The organism is Salmonella sp. NW38, from assembly GCF_051807745.1.
Classification (GTDB): domain Bacteria; phylum Pseudomonadota; class Gammaproteobacteria; order Enterobacterales; family Enterobacteriaceae; genus Salmonella; species Salmonella enterica.
Genome location: NZ_JAMMTO010000001.1, coordinates 112,799 through 138,754 on the forward strand (window position 1 = coordinate 112,799; position 25,956 = coordinate 138,754).

Below are 25,956 nucleotides of genomic sequence, written 5' to 3' on the forward strand. Positions count from 1 at the left end.
CCTACAAGGCATTCAGGCCGGAAAGGCGCAACGTCGCCATCCGGCACTGATTAGATAGAAATTTTTTTACCGCCGCGGTGAGAGACGGAAGTCTGACCGTCAGCCCCGTACAAGGTCGGCTCCTGGTGAGGTTTCAGCACCTCCAGCGCCTGTTGATTACGCTCAATTTGCCCTTCCAGCAGCCAGCCGTTGTGCTGGTTGAGGTCGCGAAGATGCTGCGTTTTTTCGGTAATCGCCTGCCAGCGCTCTGCAATGTCATCGTTTGCGCTACGCTGCGCGTTCTGCTCCAGACGGCGCTGTTGTTCCAGATAATCCAGCGTCGCCAGCAACGAGCTTTTTTCTTCTGTAATACGCTGTAGCTGGCTGCCGTTAATCTGGCCTACGGAAAGCTGTTGTTGCTCGGCGTCCATCACCGTCTTCAGGTCATTCAGGACGGTGGTCATCTGGTCAAGTATTTCTGACAAACGAGTCATACGCTTATTTACTCTGTAAGTAGCTCTGCGCCTCGCGAATGAGCGAGTCTGCTATTTTTCCCGTATCCATTTTTAACTCACCGTTACGGATAGCTGTTTTTAATGCTTCGACGCGTTCCATATTAATGTCGCTGACGCCTGGCTGCATGAGCTTCGCTTGCGCGTCGCTTAACGTTACGCTGGCGCTCGTCGCGGCGGACGTTTTTTCCTGACGCGTTTTTTGTACCGGCGTGTCGCTGGTTTCGCGCGTCTGGACAGTGCTAACGGGTTTCAAAGGTGAGGTACGGTCAATGCTCATTTATTTATCCTCATCGAGGGTTACGTTGTAGCGGCCAGCTACCATCATGGTTGAATATCTCATCGGCAGCCGCGACAAAATCTTTACACAATTATAGGTTAATAAGAATATTCCCATCAGAATCGACGGTTCCACTCACGATTTGACCCGATGTCATGCGCACGCGCGCATTTTGCGCGACGGCGGCATTATTCATCGCCTGACCTTCCGCATTGACGCTAAACCCCTCGCCATTGGCGATGACCTGTACTCGTTGCCCCGCTTTGACGCGCCAGGCCTGACGTATCATCGTAAGCTGTACCGGCTGCCCAGGAGCGAGATCGCGCAAACTGACGGCATCCTGAATCTGACGGATATCCAGTACCGTCCGCGGCGGTAACTGATCCAGCCTGCCACGTTTTAGCGTGACGTTGGCCGGCGTCAATTTTCCGCCGCGCGCGACGGGCGCGGCAACGGCGACATAATTGCCGGTCGCTTGCACATTCACCTGCAAATAACGTTTTTCATTGGCGCAGCGCGCCACCACATTGACGTTGCCCCACAGCTTCGCGCTGCCCGTCATGCTGAAGGCTGGCTGCTCGCAGCTCGGCAGCAGATTAGGCGATGAACGGAGCGTGACAACCACCTCATCGCTGAAGCCAGCCAGACGCTGGGAAAACCACGTGGTCAATTGGGCGTTGATGTCCTGCGCCATTGTCAGGGGGCTGAACAGCAAAGCCGCCACGGCGAATCCTCGTTTTAACGTTTGCATGGTACTTCCCCCTGGTTGATGTCATGACAGGATTCTACCCGTGTGAAGCAAGCATCAACGCAATAAATAGCGACGCATTTTGCGTTTATTCCGGCGATAACGCGCGCGTGAAGGCATTTAAGCTGTCGGCTGAATTTTGCCATTTGCGGAGGAGATATGCTCGACAGGCTCGATGCCGCCTTACGATTTCAGCAGGAAGCGCTAAATCTGCGCGCGCAACGTCAGGAAATATTAGCGGCGAATATCGCCAATGCCGATACGCCGGGGTATCAGGCGCGCGATATTGATTTTGCCAGTGAGTTAAAAAAGGTGATGGTGCGTGGACGGGAAGAAACCGGCGGCGTCGCGTTAACGTTGACTTCCTCTCACCATATTCCCGCTCAGGCGGTCTCTTCTCCCGCAGTGGATCTGCTTTACCGCGTACCCGATCAGCCTTCTTTGGATGGTAACACCGTAGATATGGACAGGGAACGTACGCAGTTTGCGGATAACAGTCTCAAATATCAGATGGGGCTTACCGTTCTGGGTAGCCAACTCAAAGGCATGATGAATGTGCTACAGGGAGGAAACTAATTCGTGGCGCTGTTAAACATTTTTGATATTGCCGGATCGGCGCTTGCCGCACAGTCCAAGCGGTTGAACGTTGCGGCCAGTAACCTGGCGAATGCGGATAGCGTCACCGGCCCGGACGGACAGCCTTATCGCGCCAAACAGGTGGTTTTTCAGGTGGACGCCGCGCCGGGTCAAGCCACTGGCGGGGTAAAGGTCGCCAGCGTGATTGAAAGTCAGGCACCGGAAAAGCTGGTTTATGAGCCAGGCAATCCGCTGGCGGACGCTAATGGTTACGTCAAAATGCCCAACGTCGATGTGGTCGGCGAAATGGTTAACACGATGTCAGCCTCGCGCAGCTATCAGGCAAATATCGAAGTCCTGAATACCGTAAAAAGCATGATGCTTAAAACGCTGACATTAGGCCAGTAAAGGAGGCGCGTATGTCTATTGCCGTAAATATGAATGACCCGACCAACACGGGCGTCAAAACGACGACCGGCAGCGGGTCGATGACCGGAAGCAACGCTGCCGATCTGCAAAGCAGTTTCCTGACCTTACTGGTCGCGCAATTGAAGAACCAGGACCCGACTAACCCATTACAAAATAATGAGTTAACGACACAGTTGGCGCAAATCAGTACCGTGAGCGGCATTGAAAAACTGAATACGACGCTGGGGGCTATTTCCGGGCAAATCGATAATAGTCAGTCCCTACAGGCGACCACGCTGATTGGGCATGGCGTTATGGTGCCTGGCACCACAATTCTGGCGGGTAAAGGCGCGGAAGAAGGGGCCGTGACGTCCACGACGCCGTTTGGCGTGGAATTGCAACAGCCTGCGGACAAAGTGACGGCAACCATTACCGATAAAGATGGCCGGGTGGTACGGACGCTGGAGATCGGTGAGTTGCGAGCCGGGGTACACACCTTTACCTGGGATGGTAAGCAAACGGACGGAACAACGGTACCGAATGGTTCTTACAACATTGCGATTACCGCCAGCAATGGCGGGACGCAACTGGTGGCGCAGCCGCTGCAATTCGCTCTGGTACAGGGCGTGACGAAGGGCAGTAACGGCAACCTGTTGGATCTGGGTACCTACGGCACCACCACACTCGACGAAGTTCGGCAAATAATCTAAGCCCTTACACTTATCAGGAGTCAGTCATGTCTTTTTCTCAAGCGGTTAGCGGCCTGAACGCTGCGGCCACCAACCTTGATGTTATCGGTAATAACATCGCCAACTCCGCCACCTATGGCTTTAAGTCCGGTACGGCATCATTTGCCGATATGTTTGCCGGTTCCAAAGTGGGGCTGGGCGTAAAAGTGGCGGGGATTACCCAGGATTTTACCGACGGTACGACAACGAACACCGGGCGCGGGCTGGATGTCGCGATTAGCCAGAACGGTTTTTTCCGCCTGGTAGACAGCAACGGTTCCGTGTTCTATAGCCGCAACGGCCAGTTCAAACTGGACGAGAACCGTAACCTGGTCAATATGCAGGGGATGCAGTTGACCGGCTATCCGGCCACCGGTACGCCGCCGACCATTCAGCAGGGGGCGAATCCTGCGCCGATCACCATTCCGAACACGCTGATGGCGGCGAAATCGACCACCACCGCGTCAATGCAGATCAACCTGAACTCGACGGACCCTGTACCGTCTAAAACGCCCTTTAGCGTGAGTGATGCGGATTCGTATAACAAAAAAGGCACCGTCACCGTTTATGACAGCCAGGGTAATGCCCATGACATGAACGTCTATTTTGTGAAAACCAAAGATAATGAATGGGCCGTGTACACCCATGACAGCAGCGATCCTGCAGCCACAGCGCCAACAACGGCGTCCACTACGCTGAAATTCAATGAAAACGGGATTCTGGAGTCTGGCGGTACGGTGAACATCACCACCGGTACGATTAATGGCGCGACAGCGGCCACCTTCTCCCTCAGCTTCCTTAACTCCATGCAGCAGAACACCGGGGCTAACAACATCGTCGCCACCAATCAAAACGGCTATAAGCCTGGCGACCTGGTGAGCTACCAGATTAACAACGATGGCACCGTAGTTGGCAACTATTCCAACGAGCAGGAGCAGGTGCTGGGGCAGATTGTGCTGGCTAACTTCGCCAACAACGAAGGTCTGGCATCCCAGGGCGATAACGTCTGGGCGGCGACGCAGGCTTCCGGGGTAGCGCTGCTGGGGACTGCCGGTTCCGGCAACTTCGGTAAGCTGACGAACGGCGCGCTGGAAGCCTCTAACGTGGATTTGAGTAAAGAGCTGGTGAATATGATCGTCGCGCAGCGTAACTACCAGTCGAATGCGCAGACCATCAAAACCCAGGACCAGATCCTCAATACGCTGGTTAACCTGCGCTAAGCGCCTGACGGGATAGCTTAATGGATCACGCAATTTATACCGCCATGGGGGCGGCCAGCCAGACGCTTAACCAGCAGGCGGTAACGGCCAGCAACCTGGCTAATGCCTCAACGCCGGGCTTTCGTGCACAGCTTAACGCGCTACGCGCGGTGCCCGTTGATGGCCTCTCTTTAGCGACGCGTACGCTGGTTACGGCATCGACGCCGGGGGCGGATATGACCCCGGGTCAGTTGGACTACACTTCACGCCCGCTGGATGTTGCGTTACAGCAGGACGGCTGGCTGGTAGTGCAAGCGGCGGATGGCGCTGAAGGATATACCCGTAACGGGAATATCCAGGTGGGCCCGACCGGGCAGTTAACCATTCAGGGACATCCGGTTATCGGCGAAGGCGGCCCGATTACCGTTCCTGAAGGGTCGGAAATCACCATTGCGGCAGACGGCACGATCTCCGCGCTCAATCCCGGCGACCCGCCAAACACGGTGGCGCCCGTTGGGCGACTGAAGCTGGTCAAAGCGGAAGGCAATGAGGTGCAGCGGAGCGATGACGGTTTATTCCGCCTTACCGCCGAGGCACAGGCTGAACGCGGGGCGGTACTGGCCGCCGACCCGTCAATTCGCATTATGTCGGGCGTGCTGGAGGGCAGTAACGTCAAGCCGGTTGAAGCCATGACCGACATGATCGCCAACGCACGTCGTTTTGAAATGCAGATGAAGGTTATCACCAGCGTAGATGAGAACGAAGGGCGAGCTAACCAACTGCTGTCGATGAGTTAATACAGGACATTTTATGATCAGTTCATTATGGATCGCCAAAACCGGTCTGGACGCGCAGCAAACCAATATGGATGTGATTGCCAATAACCTGGCAAACGTCAGCACCAATGGTTTTAAGCGTCAGCGCGCGGTATTTGAAGATCTGTTGTATCAGACCATCCGCCAGCCGGGCGCGCAGTCGTCCGAGCAGACGACGCTGCCTTCCGGGCTGCAAATCGGTACCGGCGTGCGTCCGGTCGCCACGGAGCGTCTGCACAGTCAGGGTAACCTGTCGCAGACCAACAACAGTAAAGATGTGGCGATTAAAGGGCAGGGCTTTTTCCAGGTCATGCTGCCGGACGGTACGTCTGCCTATACCCGCGACGGCTCTTTCCAGGTGGATCAGAATGGTCAACTGGTGACGGCGGGCGGTTTTCAGGTGCAGCCGGCAATCACCATTCCGGCCAACGCGTTAAGTATCACCATTGGCCGCGACGGCGTGGTCAGCGTTACCCAGCAGGGGCAGGCCGCGCCGGTTCAGGTCGGGCAGCTTAACCTAACCACCTTTATGAACGACACCGGTCTGGAAAGCATCGGCGAGAACCTCTATATCGAAACGCAATCGTCCGGCGCGCCGAACGAAAGCACGCCGGGGCTCAACGGCGCGGGGTTGTTGTATCAAGGGTATGTCGAAACGTCGAACGTTAACGTGGCGGAAGAGCTGGTGAACATGATTCAGGTTCAACGCGCCTATGAAATTAACAGTAAAGCAGTATCGACGACCGATCAGATGCTGCAGAAACTGACGCAACTCTAAGGGGCCGCCGGTGGGGGATACGCCACCGGCTCCCTGATTTTGAAGATGAAGGTAATGCAAAAATACGCGCTTCACGCTTACCCAGTTATGGCCCTGATGGTCGCGACGCTGACAGGATGCGCCTGGATACCCGCTAAACCGCTCGTGCAGGGGGCGACCACGGCGCAGCCGATACCTGGCCCGGTACCGGTGGCGAATGGCTCCATATTTCAGTCTGCGCAGCCGATTAATTATGGCTATCAGCCGCTTTTTGAAGATCGTCGACCGCGTAATATCGGCGATACGCTCACGATTGTGTTACAGGAAAACGTCAGCGCCAGTAAAAGCTCGTCGGCAAATGCCAGTCGCGACGGCAAAACCAGTTTTGGTTTTGATACGGTACCGCGTTATCTGCAGGGATTATTCGGTAATTCCCGCGCGGATATGGAGGCCTCCGGCGGCAACTCTTTTAACGGTAAAGGCGGCGCGAATGCCAGCAATACCTTTAGCGGCACGCTAACCGTGACCGTCGATCAGGTTCTGGCCAATGGCAATTTACACGTCGTGGGGGAAAAACAGATCGCGATTAATCAGGGAACGGAATTCATCCGCTTCTCCGGCGTGGTAAATCCACGCACCATCAGCGGCAGCAACTCTGTTCCCTCGACACAGGTGGCGGATGCGCGGATTGAATATGTCGGGAACGGCTATATTAACGAAGCGCAAAATATGGGCTGGCTGCAACGTTTCTTCCTTAATTTGTCGCCGATGTAAGCGAGGTGTATGTGTTTAAAGCTCTTGCAGGAATCGTTCTGGCACTGGTTGCCACTCTGGCGCACGCCGAGCGTATCCGGGATCTGACCAGTGTCCAGGGAGTACGGGAAAACTCGCTGATCGGCTACGGGCTGGTGGTCGGGCTGGACGGTACGGGCGACCAGACGACCCAGACGCCATTTACCACCCAGACGCTGAATAACATGCTGTCACAACTGGGGATTACGGTCCCCACTGGCACCAACATGCAGTTGAAAAACGTGGCGGCGGTGATGGTGACGGCGTCGTATCCGCCTTTTGCGCGACAGGGACAAACGATCGATGTCGTCGTTTCCTCAATGGGGAACGCTAAAAGTCTGCGTGGCGGGACGTTATTAATGACGCCGTTAAAAGGGGTGGACAGCCAGGTGTATGCTCTGGCGCAGGGCAATATTCTGGTCGGCGGCGCGGGCGCTTCCGCAGGCGGCAGTAGCGTGCAGGTTAACCAGCTTAATGGCGGGCGCATCACTAATGGCGCGATTATCGAACGCGAGTTGCCGACTCAGTTCGGCGCTGGCAACACCATTAATCTGCAATTGAACGACGAAGATTTTACGATGGCGCAGCAAATTACCGATGCCATCAACCGCGCCCGCGGTTACGGCAGCGCCACTGCGCTTGATGCGCGAACGGTACAGGTACGCGTGCCCAGCGGCAACAGCTCGCAGGTGCGTTTTCTGGCGGACATTCAAAATATGGAAGTCAACGTGACGCCGCAGGATGCAAAAGTCGTGATCAACTCGCGTACCGGTTCGGTGGTCATGAATCGGGAAGTCACGCTGGATAGCTGCGCTGTGGCGCAGGGCAATTTGTCAGTGACAGTCAATCGCCAGCTCAACGTCAACCAGCCGAATACGCCATTTGGCGGCGGGCAGACCGTGGTGACGCCACAGACTCAGATAGATTTGCGTCAGAGCGGCGGATCGCTACAGAGCGTGCGTTCCAGCGCCAATCTGAACAGCGTAGTGCGCGCGCTGAATGCGCTTGGCGCGACGCCGATGGACCTGATGTCGATTTTGCAGTCCATGCAGAGCGCGGGCTGTCTACGCGCCAAACTGGAAATCATCTGATGATCGGAGACGGTAAATTGCTGGCCAGCGCGGCCTGGGATGCGCAATCTCTGAACGAACTGAAAGCGAAAGCGGGCCAGGACCCGGCGGCGAATATCCGTCCTGTGGCCCGTCAGGTGGAAGGGATGTTTGTTCAGATGATGCTGAAAAGTATGCGCGAGGCTTTACCCAAAGATGGTTTATTCAGCAGCGATCAGACGCGTCTGTATACCAGCATGTATGACCAGCAGATCGCCCAGCAGATGACCGCCGGTAAGGGACTGGGGCTGGCGGATATGATGGTTAAACAGATGACCAGCGGGCAGACGATGCCTGCGGATGACGCGCCGCAAGTACCGCTTAAATTCTCCCTGGAGACGGTAAACAGCTATCAAAATCAGGCGCTGACCCAACTGGTGCGCAAAGCCATCCCGAAAACGCCGGAGAGCAGCGATGCGCCACTCTCCGGCGACAGTAAAGACTTTCTGGCCCAGCTTTCGCTCCCGGCGAGGCTGGCCAGCGAACAAAGCGGGGTGCCGCATCATCTGATTCTGGCGCAGGCGGCGCTGGAGTCGGGCTGGGGGCAACGGCAAATCCTGCGGGAGAATGGCGAACCCAGCTATAACGTATTTGGCGTGAAAGCGACCGCCAGTTGGAAAGGGCCGGTGACGGAAATCACCACCACTGAATACGAAAATGGCGAAGCGAAAAAAGTGAAAGCGAAATTCCGCGTCTATAGCTCGTATCTGGAGGCGTTATCGGATTATGTCGCGCTGTTAACGCGTAACCCACGCTACGCTGCCGTGACCACTGCCGCCACGGCAGAGCAGGGCGCAGTGGCCCTGCAAAACGCCGGATACGCCACTGACCCGAATTACGCGCGTAAATTGACCAGCATGATTCAGCAGTTGAAAGCGATGAGTGAAAAGGTCAGCAAAACCTACAGCGCGAATCTCGACAATCTCTTTTAAATTGCTCAAGTCCACGTAGTCGCTGCCGATAACAACGAGTATTGAAGGATTAAAAGGAACCATCATGTCCAGCTTGATTAATCACGCCATGAGCGGACTTAACGCCGCGCAGGCCGCGTTAAATACGGTCAGTAATAACATCAACAATTATAACGTTGCGGGTTATACCCGGCAGACAACTATTCTGGCGCAGGCAAACAGTACGTTAGGGGCTGGCGGCTGGATAGGTAATGGCGTTTACGTTTCAGGCGTACAGCGCGAATATGATGCGTTTATCACTAATCAGCTACGCGGCGCGCAAAATCAGAGCAGCGGCTTAACCACGCGCTATGAACAAATGTCGAAAATCGACAACCTGCTGGCCGATAAATCCAGCTCACTGTCTGGTTCGTTGCAGAGTTTTTTTACCAGCCTGCAAACGTTAGTCAGTAATGCGGAAGATCCTGCGGCGCGTCAGGCGCTGATTGGTAAAGCGGAAGGGCTGGTAAACCAGTTCAAAACCACCGATCAGTATCTGCGCGATCAGGATAAACAGGTCAATATCGCGATTGGCTCCAGCGTGGCGCAAATCAACAATTACGCGAAGCAGATAGCTAACCTGAACGATCAAATCTCCCGTATGACGGGCGTAGGCGCGGGCGCATCGCCGAACGACCTGCTCGATCAGCGTGATCAGTTGGTCAGCGAGCTTAACAAGATCGTTGGCGTCGAGGTGAGTGTACAGGACGGCGGCACCTATAACCTGACGATGGCCAATGGCTATACGCTGGTGCAGGGGTCGACGGCGCGTCAGTTGGCGGCGGTTCCCTCCAGCGCCGACCCGACGCGAACGACTGTCGCTTATGTCGATGAGGCCGCCGGTAACATCGAAATTCCGGAAAAGTTGCTGAACACAGGTTCGCTCGGCGGGCTACTGACGTTCCGTTCTCAGGATCTGGATCAGACTCGTAATACGCTGGGCCAGTTGGCGTTGGCGTTTGCCGATGCGTTTAACGCGCAGCATACCAAAGGTTATGACGCCGACGGCAATAAAGGGAAAGACTTCTTTAGCATTGGCTCGCCGGTGGTATATAGCAACAGTAATAATGCCGATAAAACGGTATCGCTAACCGCTAAGGTGGTCGACAGCACGAAGGTTCAGGCAACGGATTATAAGATTGTTTTTGACGGTACAGACTGGCAGGTTACTCGCACTGCGGATAACACCACCTTCACGGCGACAAAAGATGCTGACGGAAAACTGGAGATTGACGGTCTGAAAGTGACGGTAGGGACCGGCGCACAGAAAAACGACAGTTTTCTTCTCAAGCCGGTCAGCAATGCTATCGTCGACATGAACGTTAAAGTGACGAATGAAGCCGAGATTGCGATGGCGTCTGAGTCAAAACTCGATCCTGACGTGGATACCGGCGACAGCGATAACCGCAATGGTCAGGCATTGCTGGACTTACAAAACAGCAATGTAGTGGGCGGCAACAAAACTTTTAACGATGCTTACGCCACGTTGGTCAGCGATGTGGGTAACAAAACGTCAACGCTGAAAACCAGCAGCACCACGCAGGCGAATGTGGTTAAACAGCTTTATAAACAGCAACAGTCGGTTTCCGGCGTTAACCTCGACGAAGAGTACGGCAATTTGCAGCGTTATCAGCAGTATTATCTGGCGAATGCGCAAGTATTGCAGACCGCGAATGCGCTGTTTGATGCGTTACTGAATATTCGCTAAAGGAGAAGGATGACATGCGTATCAGTACCCAGATGATGTACGAACAAAATATGAGCGGCATCACTAATTCTCAGGCCGAATGGATGAAGCTGGGCGAGCAGATGTCTACCGGTAAGCGCGTTACCAACCCATCTGACGATCCGATCGCCGCGTCGCAGGCGGTAGTACTCTCTCAGGCGCAGGCGCAGAATAGCCAGTACGCCCTGGCGCGTACGTTTGCCACCCAAAAAGTGTCGCTGGAAGAAAGCGTACTCAGTCAGGTGACGACGGCGATTCAAACCGCGCAGGAAAAAATCGTCTATGCCGGAAACGGCACGTTAAGCGACGATGACCGCGCGTCGCTGGCGACGGATTTACAGGGGATCCGCGATCAGCTGATGAACCTGGCAAACAGCACTGACGGCAATGGTCGCTATATCTTTGCCGGGTATAAAACGGAAGCGGCGCCATTCGACCAGGCAACAGGTGGTTATCATGGCGGCGAGAAAAGTGTTACCCAGCAGGTGGATTCCGCACGCACGATGGTAATTGGTCATACGGGAGCGCAAATTTTTAATAGCATCACCAGCAATGCGGTGCCGGAACCGGATGGCTCGGACTCCGAAAAGAATCTGTTTGTCATGCTCGATACGGCAATTGCCGCACTCAAGACCCCGGTGGAAGGCAATGACGTGGAAAAAGAAAAGGCCGCTGCCGCCATTGATAAAACCAATCGCGGCTTAAAAAATTCGCTCAATAACGTCCTGACCGTTCGTGCGGAACTGGGAACGCAACTGAGCGAACTCAGTACGCTGGATTCACTGGGAAGCGACCGTGCGCTGGGACAGAAGCTGCAGATGAGCAACCTGGTAGATGTGGACTGGAACTCGGTCATTTCCTCCTACGTCATGCAACAGGCGGCATTACAGGCGTCCTATAAAACGTTTACCGACATGCAGGGAATGTCGCTTTTCCAGTTGAACCGGTAACGCCTCTTTTTGAAACATATCACGAAACTGGATATGTTTTGTCTGCCCGCGCCATCCACCCCGGCGCGGGCATTTTTTTAGTCGTCATTGAGTTAGTGGTCATATTGTCGCGCCCGTAGCGACGCCATCCGTACGTATTATCCCGCCCGATCTCATAAACGCCTGGAGTGACTAAAAGACGCCATGGGGTGAAGCATCGCCCTGTAAGGGGCATAAAAAAGCCGACCTGGCGGTCGGCTTTGTATCAGCATTTACATCATTCTACCGGCTGTGGGCGTGTCGCCGGGGCGCTGGCGACACGTGTGGCGCTGTGTCCGCCTGCTGCGCCTTTACCTTCAAAGTGGAAGGAAGGGCGCTGCCAGTCGCTATGGTGCGGGGTTTCCGGCACATATTCCGGCGCTGGCGCACGCGTCATCGGCGCGCTGGCGTGGTTATGATCGTCGTCAACGCAGACAACGTCCTGCGGCTTTTCCACCACCTGGGCCGGTGCGATAACGGTTTCTTCTGCCGTGTGCTCCACAACAGCCGCTTCCGCTTTTGTCTCTTCTTCTGGCTCGACAACGACAACATCAGCCACGTTTTCAGCCACCGTAATGGACGCGTCGGCGGTTTCTGCTACCGGTTCGGCGTCAGCAATAACCTCTTGCGCTTCCGGCGTATCGCTTTCGGCAATCAGTTGCGGCTGTTCATCAACCGGCGCGGCAATCACTTCCGGATGCGTTGTCTCGACCTCGACGACTTCCGGCGCCTGTGGTTCGGCGACGGTCTGCGGCTCAACGGCAACGTTTTCTACCGCCTGTACCGACGCTTGTGGTTCTAACGCTACGGTCGCAGCGATAACCTGCGGTTCAGCGACAACCGGTTGTGGCAGCGCCAGATCTGCTTCACGCTGCTCTTCAACAACCTGCGTTTCCTGAGGACGGACAATCGGGTAGCGGATCCAGACTTTACCGGACGCCATTTCCGGCGACGCGCAGGCGACGGTTAGCGGCATCGGCGATTGTGTCGGGTAGCGCTCGTCACGATAGCGACGACGACGCTGACCGCTTACGCGCAGGTGGCGCGGAGAACGGCGGGAGCGACGCGGCATACCGGTATTATCGCGAGGTTCTACGCTATCATCCTGCTCCGGCGTGATATCGGCAACGACAGGTAAATCAACTTTCGCCAATTCGGTACGCGGCGCTGGAACGGGCTGTTCAACGTTTTCAACCGGGCGCGGTTCGTCGACGACGACCGGCGTGTCAACCGTTTCAACCACTGCGCTGTTGGTAAAGCGGACTTTCTGATTAAGCTGACGCTGCTTGCGGCGCGGCTGAACCTGCTGAACGCGTTCTTCCTGCTCGGTCTCCTGGACAGGCAGTTCTTCGCGGTTAAGCGCTTTTACTTCCTGCTGCGCCTGGCGTTTGTCATCATTGCGGCGGCGGCTGCGTTCGCGACGCGGCGTCTGTTGCTGCTCATCGCCGGTTTTCACTTTTTCCGCCGTTTCCTGCTGGCGGATATCGCGCGTTTCCGCATTTTGCTGCTGCGCCTGGCGACGGTTACGACGATTATCGTCGCGGCTCTCACCGCCGTCACGTCCGGCACGGTTATCACGGGTGTCGCGGCGTTCGTTACGATCGCGACGGTTGTTCTGCCGTGGCTTGCGACGATCCTGCTGACGCTCCGCTTTTTCTTCCGCTTTCGGCGCGGCTGTTTCGACGGTTTTCGTTTCTTCACCGCTGAACAGTTGTTTCAGCGCGTTAAGGAAGCGGCTAAACAGACCCGGCTGGGCAGGCTGCGCGGCGGCAACATTATCCTTTTTCGCCGTGGCGACGCTAACCGCCGGTTCGACAGGCGTCGGCGCCGGAGGCACATCTGGCATAGCGAATGTCGCCAGCGCAGGCTGTTCCGGGCGTTTACGCTCGGCGTACTCTTCTTCAGAAGGCAGCGCCATCGCTTCTTCGTGCAGCTTCGGCAGCATGTAGCTCAGGGTCGGCGTTTCTTCCCCTTTGCGTACGCGCAGCACGGAATAGTGCGGCGTTTCCATCTGATCGTTCGGGACGATGACACAGCGGACGCCATCCTGACGCGTCTCAATAGCGTTAACTGCCGTCCGTTTTTCGTTAAGCAGATAAGAGGCGATCGGCACCGGAACAATGGCATGGACTTCCTGCGTATTCTCTTTCAGCGCTTCTTCTTCAATCAGGCGCAGAATGGACAGCGACAGAGATTCGTTATCGCGCACGGTGCCGGTACCGCTACAGCGCGGACACACGTGATGGCTGGATTCGCCCAGCGACGGGCTCAGGCGCTGACGCGACATTTCGAGCAGGCCGAAGCGGGAAATATGGCTAATCTGAATACGCGCCCGGTCCTGACGCACCGCTTCACGCAGACGGTTTTCTACCGCGCGCTGGTGACGTACCGGCGTCATATCGATAAAGTCGATAACGATCAGGCCGCCCAGGTCGCGCAGACGCAGCTGGCGGGCAATCTCGTCGGCCGCTTCGAGATTAGTGTTGAACGCGGTTTCTTCGATATCGCCGCCGCGAGTCGCGCGGGCGGAGTTGATATCGATGGCGGTTAACGCTTCGGTACTGTCAATGACAATGGAGCCGCCGGAGGGCAGGCGCACTTCACGCTGGAACGCTGACTCGATCTGCGATTCGATCTGGTAATGGCTGAACAACGGGATTTCACCGGTGTACAGCTTAATTTTGCTGCTAAAATCCGGGCGGCCCAACGCGGCGATATGCTGACGCGCCATTTCCATCACTTTTGGATTGTCGATCAGGATTTCACCGATATCCTGACGCAGATAGTCGCGAAACGCGCGTACGATGACGTTGCTTTCCTGATGGATCAGGAACGGCGCGGGACGGCTTTCAGCGGCTTTCTGAATGGCTTCCCAGTGTTTCAGGCGGAAGCTTAAATCCCACTGCAACGCTTCGGCGGATTTACCCACGCCCGCGGTACGTACGATAAGCCCCATCCCTTCAGGAAGTTCCAGACTGGCCAACGCTTCTTTTAACTCGGTACGATCGTCGCCTTCAATGCGACGGGAAATACCACCCGCGCGCGGGTTATTCGGCATCAGTACCAGGTAGCTGCCCGCCAGACTGATAAAGGTGGTTAACGCCGCGCCTTTGTTGCCGCGCTCTTCTTTATCGATTTGAACAATGACTTCCTGGCCTTCGCGTAACACGTCTTTAATGTTCGGGCGACCATGAGCGCTGTAGTTAGCGGGGAAATATTCGCGGGCAATTTCTTTTAACGGGAGGAAACCGTGGCGTTCTGCGCCGTAATCAACAAAAGCCGCTTCCAGGCTCGGTTCAATACGGGTAATTTTGCCTTTATAGATGTTCGCTTTTTTCTGCTCGTGTCCGGGGCTTTCTATATCCAGATCGTACAGACGCTGCCCATCTACAAGGGCGACGCGCAACTCTTCCTGCTGAGTCGCGTTGATTAACATTCTTTTCATCGTAACTTACTCATTATTCTTACGTTGACGACTAAGCTGCGGGCATGGTGACGCCTTACCGGGCATGAACCGATGGCCTCGTGACTATTTCGCGTCGCCAACCTCACGGTTATCGTCAGCTCAAAGAGGCGCAGAGTGTCGGTTGCCTGTATTTCATACGGAAACACAGCGCAATTATCAGGGAAGCAGCCTGGGCATTACTCTCCAGAGAAGATCCTATCTACCGGTAAGGACTGCAACCCGCAGCCCGCTAACTGTCTGAAAAATCAATACGTCTTACGCCATTGCTGCGTTGATGATCGGTCAGACAAAATGGGTTATTCCGCTAAACTTTTTGTTTTAACAAGTTTCGGTGCGGAAACCGCATCATTATTCCACTGCTAACCTTGTTATAGCAAGATGACTTTTACCATTTATCACCCGCTTACTCACAGTTTTTTCACCAGCGTGAGCCAATCGCTTTAATAACCAGCAAAACCGCAGTGAAAAATGTTCATCCACTGGCGTAGACGTCTCTATAAGCATAGAAAAATGTGTGGCGCGAATCTCACAGGCTATTTAGAATCGCCCCCCATGAAAACAGAAACGCCATCCGTAAAAATTGTTGCTATCGCCGCTGACGAAGCGGGGCAACGCATTGATAACTTTTTGCGCACCCAACTGAAAGGGGTACCAAAAAGTATGATTTATCGCATCTTGCGTAAAGGCGAGGTGCGGGTGAACAAAAAACGCATTAAACCGGAATACAAACTGGAAGCGGGCGATGAAGTCCGCATTCCGCCGGTTCGCGTTGCTGAACGCGAAGAAGAGGCCGTGTCGCCGCATTTGCAAAAAGTGGCGGCGTTGGCGGACGTCATTTTGTATGAAGACGACCATATTCTGGTGCTGAATAAGCCTTCCGGCACCGCCGTACACGGCGGGAGCGGGTTAAGTTTTGGCGTCATCGAAGGGCTGCGGGCGTTGCGTCCGGAAGCGCGATTCCTGGAACTGGTGCATCGTCTTGACCGCGATACCTCCGGCGTGCTGTTGGTGGCGAAAAAACGCTCCGCGCTGCGTTCGCTGCATGAGCAACTGCGCGAAAAGGGAATGCAGAAAGATTATCTGGCGCTGGTGCGCGGCCAGTGGCAATCGCACGTTAAAACCGTACAGGCGCCATTATTAAAGAACATTCTGCAAAGCGGCGAACGCATTGTTCGCGTGAGCCAGGAAGGCAAACCGTCAGAAACGCGCTTCAAGGTGGAAGAGCGCTATGCCTTCGCCACGCTGGTGCGCTGTAGCCCGGTCACGGGCCGTACGCATCAGATTCGCGTCCATACCCAATATGCCGGTCACCCTATTGCGTTCGACGATCGCTACGGCGACCGTGAGTTCGATAAGCAACTGGCGGATACGGGGTTGAACCGACTTTTCCTGCACGCAGCAGCGTTGAAATTTACCCACCCGGGAACGGGTGAAGTGATGCGTATTGAAGCGCCGATGGATAAGCAATTGAAGCGCTGCCTTGAGGTATTACGTAGTAAAGCCTGATGCGCGTTGCTTATCAGGCCTACAATCGTGTGATGCACCGTAGGCCTGATAAGACGCATCGCGTCGCCATCAGGCAGATTAATCAGGCATTCAGCGGGTTCATCTCTTCCCGCCGCAGCATTTGACACAACGCGATCAGCGGCAAACCGATCAAGGTATTTGGGTCACGACCTTCCAGGCGTTCAAATAATGCAATGCCTAAACCTTCGCTTTTAAAACTTCCCGCGCAATGCAGCGGATGCTCTTTACGGACATAGTCGTCTATTTCCGCTTCGCTTAAATGGCGAAAATGAACGTCAAAAGGCTCCACTTCGGTTTGTAAGTGCCCGGAGGCGGAGTTATACAGCGCCAGTCCGGTATAAAACGTCACAATATTTCCGCTGGCTTTGGCTAATTGCTGACGCGCTTTTTCTTCCGTCAGCGGTTTGCCGGTGATTTCGCCGTCCAGAACACAAATTTGGTCGGAGCCAATAATCAAATGATTCGGGAAACGCGCGGCGAGCGATTGCGCCTTCGCCTGCGCCAGCCGCAACACCAATTGGCGCGGCGCTTCGCCCGGCATGGGGGTTTCATCAACATCCGGCGCGGCGCATTCGAAAGGAATCGTCAGCTTTTCCAGCAGCGCGCGACGCCAGGGAGAGGTAGACGCAAGGATGAGACGGGGCATATTTTTTCCCTCAGATATAGCGTAATGATGAGAGCCATCTTAAACTATGCTCTTCGGTCTTCAAGCCTGTCATACTGACTCGTCTTGAGCGAAAATAAGTCTGTAACCCGCAATGTGTGCGAATTATTGGCAAAAGGCAACCGCAGGCTGCCTTTTTCTTTGACTATATGACGTTACGAAGTTAATATGCGCGCCCTATGCAAAAGGTAAAATTACCCCTGACTCTTGATCCGGTTCGTACCGCTCAAAAACGCCTTGATTACCAGGGTATCTATACCCCCGATCAGGTTGAGCGCGTTGCCGAGTCTGTAGTCAGTGTGGACAGTGATGTGGAATGCTCCATGTCGTTCGCTATCGATAACCAGCGTCTCGCCGTTTTGACTGGCGATGCGGTCGTTACGGTGTCGCTCGAATGCCAGCGTTGCGGGAAACCGTTTACCCATCAGGTTCACACAACGTATTGTTTTAGCCCTGTCCGTTCCGACGAGCAGGCTGAAGCACTGCCGGAAGCGTATGAGCCGATTGAGGTAAACGAATTCGGCGAAATCGATCTGCTGGCGACGGTTGAAGATGAAATCATCCTCGCCTTGCCGGTAGTTCCGGTGCATGATTCTGAACACTGTGAAGTGTCCGAGGCGGACATGGTCTTTGGCGAACTGCCTGATGAAGCGCAAAAGCCAAACCCATTTGCCGTATTAGCCAGCTTAAAGCGTAAGTAATAGGTCTTCCCCGCGGACGCAGGGATAAACCGTAATTGAGGAGTAAGGTCCATGGCCGTACAACAGAATAAACCAACCCGTTCCAAACGTGGCATGCGTCGTTCCCATGACGCTCTGACCGCAGTCACCAGCCTGTCTGTAGACAAAACTTCTGGTGAAAAACACCTGCGTCACCACATCACTGCCGACGGTTACTACCGCGGCCGTAAGGTCATCGCTAAGTAATCGCGCGATACTCGATGCCTTTTGCATCACAGGCGTGCCTGTGGTGTAAAAGCCGAAGAGTACAAGCGTGATAAAGCTTAGTGAGGATTTCTCCGCGTAAGCGGAGAACACCGAACCAGGCAGCGACGATACCTTGACACGTCTAACCCTGGCGTTAGATGTCATGGGGGGCGATTTTGGTCCTTCCGTGACGGTGCCTGCAGCATTGCAGGCACTGAACGCTAATTCGCAGCTCACTCTTCTTTTAGTCGGGAATCCCGATATTATCACGCCATTACTTGCCAAAGCTGACTTTGAACAACGTTCGCGTCTGCAGATTATCCCTGCACAGTCAGTTATTGCCAGTGATGCCCGGCCTTCGCAGGCGATCCGCGCCAGTCGCGGGACATCCATGCGTGTGGCCCTGGAGCTTGTGAAAGAAGGCCGAGCCGAAGCTTGCGTTAGCGCCGGTAATACCGGGGCGCTGATGGGGCTGGCGAAATTATTACTCAAGCCTCTTGAGGGGATTGAGCGTCCGGCGTTGGTGACGGTATTACCGCACCAGCAAAAGGGCAAAACGGTAGTGCTTGATTTGGGTGCCAACGTCGACTGCGACAGTACCATGCTGGTGCAGTTTGCCGTGATGGGCGCCGTTTTGGCGGAAGAGGTCGTCGGGATCAAAAATCCCCGCGTGGCGCTACTCAATATCGGGGAAGAAGAAACCAAAGGCCTCGACAGTATTCGCGAAGCCTCTTTAATGTTAAAAACAGTTCCAACCATCAATTACATCGGCTACCTTGAGGCGAATGAGTTACTGACGGGAAAAACCGATGTACTGGTGTGTGACGGCTTTACAGGCAATGTCACACTTAAAACGATGGAGGGGGTTGTCAGAATGTTCCTTTCACTGCTGAAATCACAGGGCGAAGGGAAAAAACGGTCGTGGTGGCTGCTGTTATTAAAACGTTGGTTACAAAAAAGCCTGACGAGGCGATTCAGTCACCTCAACCCCGACCAGTATAATGGCGCCTGTCTGTTAGGATTGCGCGGCACGGTGATAAAAAGTCATGGTGCGGCCAATCAGCGAGCATTTGCAGTCGCGATTGAACAGGCAGTGCAGGCGGTGCAGCGACAAGTTCCTCAGCGAATTGCCGCTCGCCTGGAATCTGTATACCCAGCCGGATTTGAACCGCTGGACGATGGCAAAGGCGTAAACCTGCGGGCGCACAGATAATATCGCTGTCTCCCCGGCGCCGCCAGCGTGCCAGACGTTTACAGGTAACGGTATATAACCGAAAAGTGACTGAGCGTACATGTATACGAAGATTATTGGTACTGGCAGCTATCTGCCCGAACAAGTGCGGACTAACGCCGATCTGGAAAAAATGGTTGAGACCTCTGACGAGTGGATTGTCACTCGTACAGGTATTCGTGAACGCCATATCGCCGCGCCGAATGAAACTGTCGCGACGATGGGCTTTACCGCTGCGAATCGCGCGATTGAGATGGCGGGGATCGATAAAGACCAAATTGGCTTGATTGTGGTGGCTACCACATCAGCAACGCATGCATTTCCAAGCGCGGCATGTCAGATTCAAAGTATGCTCGGTATTAAAGGTTGCCCGGCGTTTGATGTCGCGGCAGCGTGCGCAGGTTTCACCTACGCGTTAAGCATCGCCGACCAGTACGTTAAATCCGGCGCGGTTAAACACGCGCTGGTGGTCGGTTCCGATGTATTAGCCCGCACTTGCGATCCTGGCGATCGCGGTACGATCATTATTTTCGGCGATGGCGCAGGCGCGGCCGTACTGAGCGCTTCTGAAGAACCGGGTATTATCTCCACTCATCTTCATGCCGATGGCCGTTACGGTGAATTACTGACCCTGCCGAATGCCGATCGCGTAAATCCGGATAACCCGATTTACCTGACGATGGCGGGCAATGAAGTCTTTAAAGTGGCGGTCACTGAACTGGCGCATATTGTCGATGAGACGCTGGCGGCTAATAACCTGGATCGCTCAGAACTCGATTGGCTGGTGCCGCATCAGGCTAACCTGCGTATCATTAGCGCGACAGCGAAAAAACTCGGCATGTCGATGGACAATGTCGTCGTCACGCTGGACAGGCACGGCAATACCTCCGCGGCTTCTGTGCCGTGCGCGCTGGATGAAGCCGTGCGTGACGGGCGAATTAAAGCCGGTCAGCTGGTATTGCTTGAAGCCTTCGGGGGTGGATTCACCTGGGGCTCCGCGCTGATTCGTTTCTAGTATAAGGATTTAAACATGACGCAATTTGCATTTGTGTTCCCCGGTCAGGGTTCTCAGAGCGTTGGGATGTTGGCCGAGATGGCGGCAAATTACCCTATCGTAGAAGAAACGTTTGCTGAAGCTTCTGCGGCTCTGGGATATGATCTGTGGGCGCTCACTCAGCAAGGTCCAGCGGAAGAACTGAATAAAACCTGGCAGACGCAGCCGGCGTTATTAACCGCTTCCGTCGCGCTTTGGCGCGTTTGGCAGCAGCAGGGCGGTAAAATGCCTGCGTTAATGGCAGGTCACAGCCTGGGCGAATATTCCGCGCTGGTTTGCGCTGGCGTCATCAACTTTGCTGATGCCGTTCGTCTGGTGGAAATGCGCGGTAAATTCATGCAGGAAGCGGTTCCGGAAGGTACTGGCGGCATGTCTGCGATCATCGGTCTGGATGATGCCTCTATTGCTAAAGCCTGTGAAGAATCTGCCGAAGGGCAGGTTGTTTCGCCGGTTAACTTTAACTCGCCGGGACAGGTGGTTATCGCCGGGCATAAAGAGGCAGTAGAACGCGCGGGCGCAGCCTGTAAAGCCGCTGGCGCGAAACGCGCGCTGCCGCTGCCGGTGAGCGTACCGTCGCACTGCGCGCTGATGAAACCAGCGGCAGATAAGCTGGCGGTTGAATTAGCCAAAATTACCTTTAGCGCGCCAACGGTGCCGGTAGTAAACAACGTTGACGTGAAATGTGAAACCGATGCCGCCGCTATCCGCGATGCGCTGGTTCGCCAGTTGTACAATCCGGTACAGTGGACGAAGAGCGTGGAATTTATCGCGGCGCAGGGCGTTGAACATCTTTATGAAGTGGGTCCAGGTAAAGTCCTCACTGGTCTGACGAAACGTATTGTCGACACCCTGACAGCGTCGGCGCTGAACGAGCCGGCGGCGCTGTCTGCGGCACTTACGCAATAAAAGAGGAAAACCATGAGCTTTGAAGGAAAGATTGCGCTGGTGACTGGTGCAAGCCGTGGCATAGGCCGCGCAATTGCAGAGACTCTCGTTGCCCGCGGCGCGAAAGTTATCGGGACTGCGACCAGTGAAAATGGTGCGAAGAACATTAGCGACTATTTAGGTGCTAACGGGAAAGGTTTGATGTTGAATGTGACCGATCCTGCATCTATTGAATCTGTTCTGGAAAATATTCGCGCAGAATTTGGTGAAGTGGATATCCTGGTTAATAATGCCGGTATCACTCGTGATAATCTGTTGATGCGAATGAAAGATGATGAGTGGAACGATATTATCGAAACCAATTTATCATCCGTTTTCCGCCTGTCAAAAGCGGTAATGCGCGCTATGATGAAAAAGCGTTGTGGTCGCATTATCACTATTGGTTCTGTGGTTGGTACCATGGGAAATGCAGGTCAGGCAAACTACGCTGCGGCGAAAGCGGGCCTGATCGGTTTCAGTAAATCACTGGCGCGTGAAGTTGCGTCCCGTGGTATTACTGTCAATGTTGTGGCTCCGGGTTTTATTGAAACGGACATGACGCGTGCGCTGTCTGACGATCAGCGTGCGGGTATCCTGGCGCAGGTGCCTGCGGGTCGCCTCGGCGGCGCTCAGGAAATCGCCAGTGCGGTTGCATTTTTAGCCTCTGACGAAGCGAGTTACATCACTGGTGAGACTCTGCACGTCAACGGCGGAATGTACATGGTTTAATCACGATTGAAAAATATTTGCGTTATTAGGGCGAAAGGCCGCAAAATAACGTAAAATCGTGGTAAGACCTGCCGGGATTTAGTTGCAAATTTTTCAACATTTTATACACTACGAAAACCATCGCGAAAGCGAGTTTTGATAGGAAATTTAAGAGTATGAGCACTATCGAAGAACGCGTTAAGAAAATTATCGGCGAACAGCTGGGCGTTAAGCAGGAAGAAGTAACCAACAATGCTTCTTTCGTTGAAGACCTGGGCGCAGATTCTCTTGACACCGTTGAGCTGGTAATGGCTCTGGAAGAAGAGTTTGATACTGAGATTCCGGACGAAGAAGCTGAGAAAATCACCACCGTTCAGGCTGCCATTGATTACATCAACGGCCACCAGGCGTAAGTGAACATCTCCAGGCGGTCATTCGACCGCCTGAGTTTTATCTTTTTGTCCCACTAGAATCATTTTCCCTCCCTGGAGGACAACCGTGTCTAAGCGTCGTGTAGTTGTGACCGGACTGGGCATGTTGTCTCCTGTCGGCAATACCGTAGAGTCTACCTGGAAAGCTCTCCTTGCCGGTCAGAGTGGCATCAGCCTGATCGACCATTTCGATACTAGCGCCTATGCAACGAAATTTGCTGGCTTAGTAAAGGATTTTAACTGTGATGACATTATCTCGCGCAAAGAACAGCGCAAGATGGATGCCTTCATTCAATATGGAATTGTCGCTGGCGTACAGGCCATGCAGGATTCTGGCCTTGAAGTGACGGAAGAGAACGCAAGCCGTATTGGCGCCGCTATCGGCTCCGGTATCGGTGGTCTCGGTCTGATCGAAGAAAACCACAGTTCGCTGGTAAAAGGCGGACCGCGTAAGATTAGCCCGTTCTTTGTCCCGTCGACGATTGTTAACATGGTAGCAGGCCATCTGACTATCATGTATGGCCTGCGTGGGCCAAGCATCTCTATTGCGACTGCCTGTACTTCAGGCGTGCATAACATCGGCCATGCCGCGCGTATCATCGCCTATGGCGATGCGGACGCGATGGTGGCAGGTGGCGCAGAAAAAGCCAGTACGCCGCTGGGCGTAGGTGGTTTTGGCGCAGCGCGCGCGCTGTCGACCCGCAACGATAACCCACAGGCGGCGAGCCGTCCGTGGGATAAAGAACGCGATGGTTTTGTACTGGGCGACGGTGCCGGTATGTTGGTGCTTGAAGAGTACGAACATGCAAAAGCGCGTGGTGCGAAAATCTATGCTGAAATCGTCGGCTTTGGTATGAGCAGCGATGCTTACCATATGACGTCGCCGCCGGAAAATGGCGCAGGCGCTGCGCTGGCGATGGTTAACGCGTTGCGTGATGCCGCGATTGAGCCTGCTCAGATTGGCTACGTCAACGCACACGGCACGTCGACGCCTGCCGGCGACAAAGCTGAGACGCAGGCGGTTAAGTCAGTCTTTGGCGATGCCGCAAGCCGAGTGATGGTGAGCTCGACCAAATCGATGACCGGCCATCTGTTGGGCGCCGCAGGCGCAGTAGAGTCTATTTTCTCTATTCTGGCGCTGCGCGATCAGGCCATTCCGCCAACCATTAATCTGGATAACCCGGATGAAGGTTGCGATCTGGACTTCGTGCCGCATGAAGCGCGCCAGGTCAGCGATCTGGAGTACGCTCTGTGTAACTCCTTTGGCTTTGGCGGTACTAACGGTTCGTTGATTTTCAAACGTATCTAGTCAGTACTGTTATGAATAAAAAAGCGGAGCGCCTGGCGCTCCGCTTTTTTATGTATTCTTGATCTGAAGGCTACTGGTACGTAAAGTTCAGTTGAACGACAGTCTTGAATTCCCCTGGCGTTACGCGACCCGTCGGTGTGTACATGCGCGCAGAGAGCGGGAAAACGGCCCGGTGGTCATTGCCGTTCACTTTCACGGCCAGCGTATCCGCCGGTGAGATTTCCGTCTGATGATCGCGGGTCATAATTTCCAGTGCCATACCGGTAGCGCTGCCCTGGCTGTTAGCGAATTTGGTGGCATCGTCAGTGTCGGCATCACCGCTGAACAGGGCAGTCACCTGAGTAGTTGATGGCGGGCAGGAGGAGAGGGTCAGTTCAAAATCCTGCCACTCACTGGTATCGCCCACCTTAAGGTAATCAACGGCGCGTGCCTGCTGGAACGTGACCGTCTGTTCCTTTGTGCCCGTATCCACGATGCAGGCAGAAGCAATTACTATACCGCTCAGGTTAATATCGGTTGCCTGCACGGAATAAATACTGCTTACCGCCCATAGACAGGCCAACGCGGGGAGCAGTTTATTTATCTGTTGCGCCATTGTCCCGTCCTGGATTACTGGTAGGTGAAGGTTGCCTGTACTTGGCCCTCGATGGTGCCTGGCATCACGAGGCCTGTTGCCACTGCACGGGAGCGCAGTTTCAGGTCATAGGCATGCGTGTCGGATGGGATTGCGATGTCCTTCAGAGCAGCGCCATTTTTATAGGCGTGCTCGCTTTTGTCATCCGTTAACTCAAGCTTCAGGTTGGTGGCAGTGCCGGTATTTTTGTAGAAGTCTGTATCCGTGTCGGCGGTGCCAGCAAAGGCTACGCTAAATGAGGTGGTGGAGGCTGGGCAATCGGTGAGCGTCAATGTCTTTTCAACCCATGGGGTAGTGCTGCCACTTGTTTCCAGAGTATTGGCCTGAATCCCGGTCCCCAGATTAATAGCGAGAGACTCATCGCCGCCGTTAACCACACAAGGTGAGGCGATAACGGTACCGCTGATATCAATATTGACAGCCTGACTGGATGAAGAAAATAACCAACCAAGCGCAATGATGAATGCCACTGTCTTTTTCCTGTTTGTAACAATCATATATAATCCCTATTAGTTGTAAGTAACTTTAAGCTCAATGGCTGTTTTGACATTACCCGCAGTTACGCTTTCAGCATCATCTATAAAATAAGACACTTTAAAGTCAGGCAACACATAATCCCCGGAGCCGTTATAATTCTGGAGCGCGATCGCTGAATTAATTGTATGAGGCGTACCATCGGTATTCTGTATCTGCACATAAACATTTTTCGCGTAGGTATCACCCGTCACAGTATTAAGAACCCCATTGGCCTCGTCGTGGGCTCCATAGACTGCGGAAAAATTATAAGAGATACCATTGATGGCCCCCGGGCAGTTTGTGAGCGTTATCGTCGGCGCCTGAATACTATTTTGTGCGCCCGTTTTTAGGCTATTCCCATAAAGTGGGTTGAGTTTAATTTCTGTTGGTGCGTTAATTCCACAAGCCGTATACTTTGGCTGACTAGCCACACCAGAACGGGCCACGAAAGTCACATCTCCATACCCGCTATCCGCTGGGTTATGATAAGAAACAGTAACGCTTGGCACCTCAGTAATGGGGCCCGCCGGTAGTTCATCCGTTAAACGCACCAGCATGTAGCGAATAATCAGGTCGCCGGATGCGTTGACATTACTATCGACGTCTAAACGAAATGGAGCCGTATAATCTTTATCCGGGGTTACTACGCCCGCTGGGGTGTAAGTCATTTGATAGGCAATGCCTACACCCGGGTTATTGGTTTTATACACCGTTGCGTCATTAGTAGTCGTTCCCCCTGTCGGTTCGCCATTCACAGTAAAATCAATATAACCTTTTTGGCTGCTAGCTATTATTGGCAATTTCCAGTGTTCCCCCCAGTCGTCAAACCAGGTTGTCCCTCCGGCCGAACTCGGCATAGTAAAGGAGCTGAATTTATAAGGTAAAGTTGATGTATTCGCACTGCTTGTATTTATGATACCTGCAAGAGCATCAACGGACGTTATCAACGGGCACACAGATATTAACAACGCAAGGCCGACTGTTTTTTTCACGAATACGTTTTCCTTATGACGATTATG

The 25,956-nt window shown here is 54.1% G+C and carries 28 protein-coding genes; 20 read left to right on the top strand and 8 right to left on the bottom strand.

Going from position 1 to position 25,956, the window contains the following annotated elements:
- Nucleotides 1–50: 50 nt before the first annotated feature.
- The 3 genes from flgN to flgA all read right to left on the bottom strand — a co-directional run bounded on the left by flgN (nt 51) and on the right by flgA (nt 1,522).
- Entirely contained in the window at nt 51–473 is a 423-nt protein-coding gene (flgN, locus tag NA624_RS00580; RefSeq protein ID WP_000197547.1) for a flagella biosynthesis chaperone FlgN, read from the bottom strand.
- Between the two features lie 4 nt (nt 474–477).
- Entirely contained in the window at nt 478–771 is a 294-nt protein-coding gene (flgM, locus tag NA624_RS00585; protein ID WP_000020893.1) for a flagellar biosynthesis anti-sigma factor FlgM, read from the bottom strand.
- Nucleotides 772–862: 91 nt separating this feature from the next.
- Entirely contained in the window at nt 863–1,522 is a 660-nt protein-coding gene (gene flgA, locus NA624_RS00590) for a flagellar basal body P-ring formation chaperone FlgA (RefSeq protein WP_001194086.1), read from the bottom strand.
- Nucleotides 1,523–1,678: 156 nt separating this feature from the next.
- Here flgA and flgB point away from each other — a divergent pair, with 156 nt between their 5' ends.
- The 11 genes from flgB (at nt 1,679) to flgL (ending at nt 11,529) form a co-directional block, all read left to right on the top strand.
- Nucleotides 1,679–2,095: a flagellar basal body rod protein FlgB gene (gene flgB / locus NA624_RS00595; RefSeq protein WP_000887043.1), complete on the top strand. Its 417-nt coding sequence runs from the start codon at nt 1,679–1,681 to the stop codon at nt 2,093–2,095.
- 3 nt (nt 2,096–2,098) lie between these two features.
- The gene (gene flgC / locus NA624_RS00600; protein ID WP_001196448.1) at nt 2,099–2,503 is read left to right on the top strand and encodes a flagellar basal body rod protein FlgC; all 405 of its coding nucleotides are present in this window, start codon (nt 2,099–2,101) and stop codon (nt 2,501–2,503) included.
- A gap of 11 nt (nt 2,504–2,514) precedes the next feature.
- Nucleotides 2,515–3,213, top strand: a complete 699-nt coding sequence (gene flgD / locus NA624_RS00605) for a flagellar hook assembly protein FlgD (RefSeq protein WP_000020450.1) — start codon at nt 2,515–2,517, stop codon at nt 3,211–3,213.
- A gap of 26 nt (nt 3,214–3,239) precedes the next feature.
- Nucleotides 3,240–4,451, top strand: a complete 1,212-nt coding sequence (flgE, locus tag NA624_RS00610) for a flagellar hook protein FlgE (protein WP_000010567.1) — start codon at nt 3,240–3,242, stop codon at nt 4,449–4,451.
- Nucleotides 4,452–4,471: 20 nt separating this feature from the next.
- Nucleotides 4,472–5,227, top strand: coding sequence for a flagellar basal body rod protein FlgF (locus NA624_RS00615; protein WP_000349278.1), 756 nt, complete (start codon nt 4,472–4,474; stop codon nt 5,225–5,227).
- Nucleotides 5,228–5,240: 13 nt separating this feature from the next.
- Entirely contained in the window at nt 5,241–6,023 is a 783-nt protein-coding gene (gene flgG / locus NA624_RS00620; RefSeq protein ID WP_000625851.1) for a flagellar basal-body rod protein FlgG, read from the top strand.
- Between the two features lie 54 nt (nt 6,024–6,077).
- Complete coding sequence (flgH, locus tag NA624_RS00625; RefSeq protein WP_001174897.1) at nt 6,078–6,776, top strand: flagellar basal body L-ring protein FlgH; 699 nt, start codon at nt 6,078–6,080, stop codon at nt 6,774–6,776.
- Nucleotides 6,777–6,787: 11 nt separating this feature from the next.
- Nucleotides 6,788–7,885 carry a flagellar basal body P-ring protein FlgI gene (locus tag NA624_RS00630; RefSeq protein WP_001518955.1) on the top strand — a complete coding sequence of 366 codons (1,098 nt, stop codon included), beginning with the start codon at nt 6,788–6,790 and terminating at the stop codon, nt 7,883–7,885.
- Complete coding sequence (gene flgJ, locus NA624_RS00635) at nt 7,885–8,835, top strand: flagellar assembly peptidoglycan hydrolase FlgJ (RefSeq protein ID WP_000578693.1); 951 nt, start codon at nt 7,885–7,887, stop codon at nt 8,833–8,835. The genes NA624_RS00630 and flgJ overlap by 1 nt, the downstream gene beginning before the upstream one ends.
- Before the next feature lie 64 nt (nt 8,836–8,899).
- Nucleotides 8,900–10,561: a flagellar hook-associated protein FlgK gene (gene flgK / locus NA624_RS00640; protein WP_000096425.1), complete on the top strand. Its 1,662-nt coding sequence runs from the start codon at nt 8,900–8,902 to the stop codon at nt 10,559–10,561.
- 14 nt (nt 10,562–10,575) lie between these two features.
- A complete protein-coding gene (gene flgL, locus NA624_RS00645; RefSeq protein ID WP_001223032.1) occupies nt 10,576–11,529 on the top strand; it encodes a flagellar hook-associated protein FlgL in 954 nt (317 codons plus the stop codon).
- Nucleotides 11,530–11,785: 256 nt separating this feature from the next.
- Here the strand turns inward: flgL and rne are convergent, their stop codons facing one another.
- Nucleotides 11,786–14,992 (bottom strand): ribonuclease E, encoded by a 3,207-nt coding sequence (rne, locus tag NA624_RS00650; protein WP_000827466.1) that lies wholly within the window; start codon nt 14,990–14,992, stop codon nt 11,786–11,788.
- Between the two features lie 573 nt (nt 14,993–15,565).
- Here rne and rluC point away from each other — a divergent pair.
- Nucleotides 15,566–16,519, top strand: coding sequence for a 23S rRNA pseudouridine(955/2504/2580) synthase RluC (gene rluC, locus NA624_RS00655; protein WP_000846310.1), 954 nt, complete (start codon nt 15,566–15,568; stop codon nt 16,517–16,519).
- Between the two features lie 82 nt (nt 16,520–16,601).
- Here rluC and NA624_RS00660 read toward each other — a convergent pair whose 3' ends face one another.
- A complete protein-coding gene (locus NA624_RS00660; RefSeq protein WP_001137603.1) occupies nt 16,602–17,186 on the bottom strand; it encodes a Maf family protein in 585 nt (194 codons plus the stop codon).
- Nucleotides 17,187–17,383: 197 nt separating this feature from the next.
- Here NA624_RS00660 and yceD point away from each other — a divergent pair, with 197 nt between their 5' ends.
- The 8 genes from yceD (at nt 17,384) to fabF (ending at nt 23,787) form a co-directional block, all read left to right on the top strand.
- Nucleotides 17,384–17,905 (top strand): 23S rRNA accumulation protein YceD, encoded by a 522-nt coding sequence (yceD, locus tag NA624_RS00665; protein ID WP_001174492.1) that lies wholly within the window; start codon nt 17,384–17,386, stop codon nt 17,903–17,905.
- A 51-nt stretch (nt 17,906–17,956) separates the two neighbouring features.
- On the top strand, nt 17,957–18,130 hold the full coding sequence (gene rpmF, locus NA624_RS00670; RefSeq protein ID WP_000290727.1) for a 50S ribosomal protein L32: 174 nt from the start codon (nt 17,957–17,959) through the stop codon (nt 18,128–18,130).
- A 133-nt stretch (nt 18,131–18,263) separates the two neighbouring features.
- Nucleotides 18,264–19,343, top strand: coding sequence for a phosphate acyltransferase PlsX (gene plsX, locus NA624_RS00675; RefSeq protein WP_001518286.1), 1,080 nt, complete (start codon nt 18,264–18,266; stop codon nt 19,341–19,343).
- A gap of 79 nt (nt 19,344–19,422) precedes the next feature.
- Complete coding sequence (gene fabH, locus NA624_RS00680) at nt 19,423–20,376, top strand: beta-ketoacyl-ACP synthase III (protein ID WP_000288148.1); 954 nt, start codon at nt 19,423–19,425, stop codon at nt 20,374–20,376.
- A gap of 15 nt (nt 20,377–20,391) precedes the next feature.
- Nucleotides 20,392–21,321 (top strand): ACP S-malonyltransferase, encoded by a 930-nt coding sequence (gene fabD, locus NA624_RS00685; RefSeq protein ID WP_000191343.1) that lies wholly within the window; start codon nt 20,392–20,394, stop codon nt 21,319–21,321.
- Between the two features lie 12 nt (nt 21,322–21,333).
- Nucleotides 21,334–22,068: a 3-oxoacyl-ACP reductase FabG gene (gene fabG, locus NA624_RS00690; protein ID WP_000007236.1), complete on the top strand. Its 735-nt coding sequence runs from the start codon at nt 21,334–21,336 to the stop codon at nt 22,066–22,068.
- A gap of 155 nt (nt 22,069–22,223) precedes the next feature.
- On the top strand, nt 22,224–22,460 hold the full coding sequence (gene acpP / locus NA624_RS00695; RefSeq protein WP_000103754.1) for an acyl carrier protein: 237 nt from the start codon (nt 22,224–22,226) through the stop codon (nt 22,458–22,460).
- A gap of 85 nt (nt 22,461–22,545) precedes the next feature.
- On the top strand, nt 22,546–23,787 hold the full coding sequence (gene fabF / locus NA624_RS00700; protein WP_000044666.1) for a beta-ketoacyl-ACP synthase II: 1,242 nt from the start codon (nt 22,546–22,548) through the stop codon (nt 23,785–23,787).
- A 70-nt stretch (nt 23,788–23,857) separates the two neighbouring features.
- Here fabF and NA624_RS00705 read toward each other — a convergent pair whose 3' ends face one another.
- Genes NA624_RS00705 through NA624_RS00715 form a run of 3 tightly spaced genes read right to left on the bottom strand, consistent with a single transcriptional unit; the run spans nt 23,858 to nt 25,929 of the window.
- A complete protein-coding gene (locus NA624_RS00705) occupies nt 23,858–24,382 on the bottom strand; it encodes a fimbrial protein (RefSeq protein WP_000068580.1) in 525 nt (174 codons plus the stop codon).
- Nucleotides 24,383–24,396: 14 nt separating this feature from the next.
- Nucleotides 24,397–24,918: a fimbrial protein gene (locus tag NA624_RS00710; protein ID WP_012513009.1), complete on the bottom strand. Its 522-nt coding sequence runs from the start codon at nt 24,916–24,918 to the stop codon at nt 24,397–24,399.
- Nucleotides 24,919–24,930: 12 nt separating this feature from the next.
- Nucleotides 24,931–25,929, bottom strand: coding sequence for a fimbrial protein (locus NA624_RS00715; RefSeq protein ID WP_000754357.1), 999 nt, complete (start codon nt 25,927–25,929; stop codon nt 24,931–24,933).
- Nucleotides 25,930–25,956 lie beyond the last annotated feature (27 nt).

Coding starts and splice junctions, on each gene's coding strand:
- flgN (WP_000197547.1), bottom strand. CDS start 473: ATGACTCGTTTGTCAGAAATACTTGACCAGATGACCACCGTCCTGAAT.
- flgM (WP_000020893.1), bottom strand. CDS start 771: ATGAGCATTGACCGTACCTCACCTTTGAAACCCGTTAGCACTGTCCAG.
- flgA (WP_001194086.1), bottom strand. CDS start 1,522: ATGCAAACGTTAAAACGAGGATTCGCCGTGGCGGCTTTGCTGTTCAGC.
- flgB (WP_000887043.1), top strand. CDS start 1,679: ATGCTCGACAGGCTCGATGCCGCCTTACGATTTCAGCAGGAAGCGCTA.
- flgD (WP_000020450.1), top strand. CDS start 2,515: ATGTCTATTGCCGTAAATATGAATGACCCGACCAACACGGGCGTCAAA.
- flgE (WP_000010567.1), top strand. CDS start 3,240: ATGTCTTTTTCTCAAGCGGTTAGCGGCCTGAACGCTGCGGCCACCAAC.
- NA624_RS00615 (WP_000349278.1), top strand. CDS start 4,472: ATGGATCACGCAATTTATACCGCCATGGGGGCGGCCAGCCAGACGCTT.
- flgG (WP_000625851.1), top strand. CDS start 5,241: ATGATCAGTTCATTATGGATCGCCAAAACCGGTCTGGACGCGCAGCAA.
- flgH (WP_001174897.1), top strand. CDS start 6,078: ATGCAAAAATACGCGCTTCACGCTTACCCAGTTATGGCCCTGATGGTC.
- flgJ (WP_000578693.1), top strand. CDS start 7,885: ATGATCGGAGACGGTAAATTGCTGGCCAGCGCGGCCTGGGATGCGCAA.
- flgK (WP_000096425.1), top strand. CDS start 8,900: ATGTCCAGCTTGATTAATCACGCCATGAGCGGACTTAACGCCGCGCAG.
- flgL (WP_001223032.1), top strand. CDS start 10,576: ATGCGTATCAGTACCCAGATGATGTACGAACAAAATATGAGCGGCATC.
- rne (WP_000827466.1), bottom strand. CDS start 14,992: ATGAAAAGAATGTTAATCAACGCGACTCAGCAGGAAGAGTTGCGCGTC.
- rluC (WP_000846310.1), top strand. CDS start 15,566: ATGAAAACAGAAACGCCATCCGTAAAAATTGTTGCTATCGCCGCTGAC.
- NA624_RS00660 (WP_001137603.1), bottom strand. CDS start 17,186: ATGCCCCGTCTCATCCTTGCGTCTACCTCTCCCTGGCGTCGCGCGCTG.
- yceD (WP_001174492.1), top strand. CDS start 17,384: ATGCAAAAGGTAAAATTACCCCTGACTCTTGATCCGGTTCGTACCGCT.
- rpmF (WP_000290727.1), top strand. CDS start 17,957: ATGGCCGTACAACAGAATAAACCAACCCGTTCCAAACGTGGCATGCGT.
- fabH (WP_000288148.1), top strand. CDS start 19,423: ATGTATACGAAGATTATTGGTACTGGCAGCTATCTGCCCGAACAAGTG.
- fabD (WP_000191343.1), top strand. CDS start 20,392: ATGACGCAATTTGCATTTGTGTTCCCCGGTCAGGGTTCTCAGAGCGTT.
- fabG (WP_000007236.1), top strand. CDS start 21,334: ATGAGCTTTGAAGGAAAGATTGCGCTGGTGACTGGTGCAAGCCGTGGC.
- acpP (WP_000103754.1), top strand. CDS start 22,224: ATGAGCACTATCGAAGAACGCGTTAAGAAAATTATCGGCGAACAGCTG.
- NA624_RS00705 (WP_000068580.1), bottom strand. CDS start 24,382: ATGGCGCAACAGATAAATAAACTGCTCCCCGCGTTGGCCTGTCTATGG.
- NA624_RS00710 (WP_012513009.1), bottom strand. CDS start 24,918: ATGATTGTTACAAACAGGAAAAAGACAGTGGCATTCATCATTGCGCTT.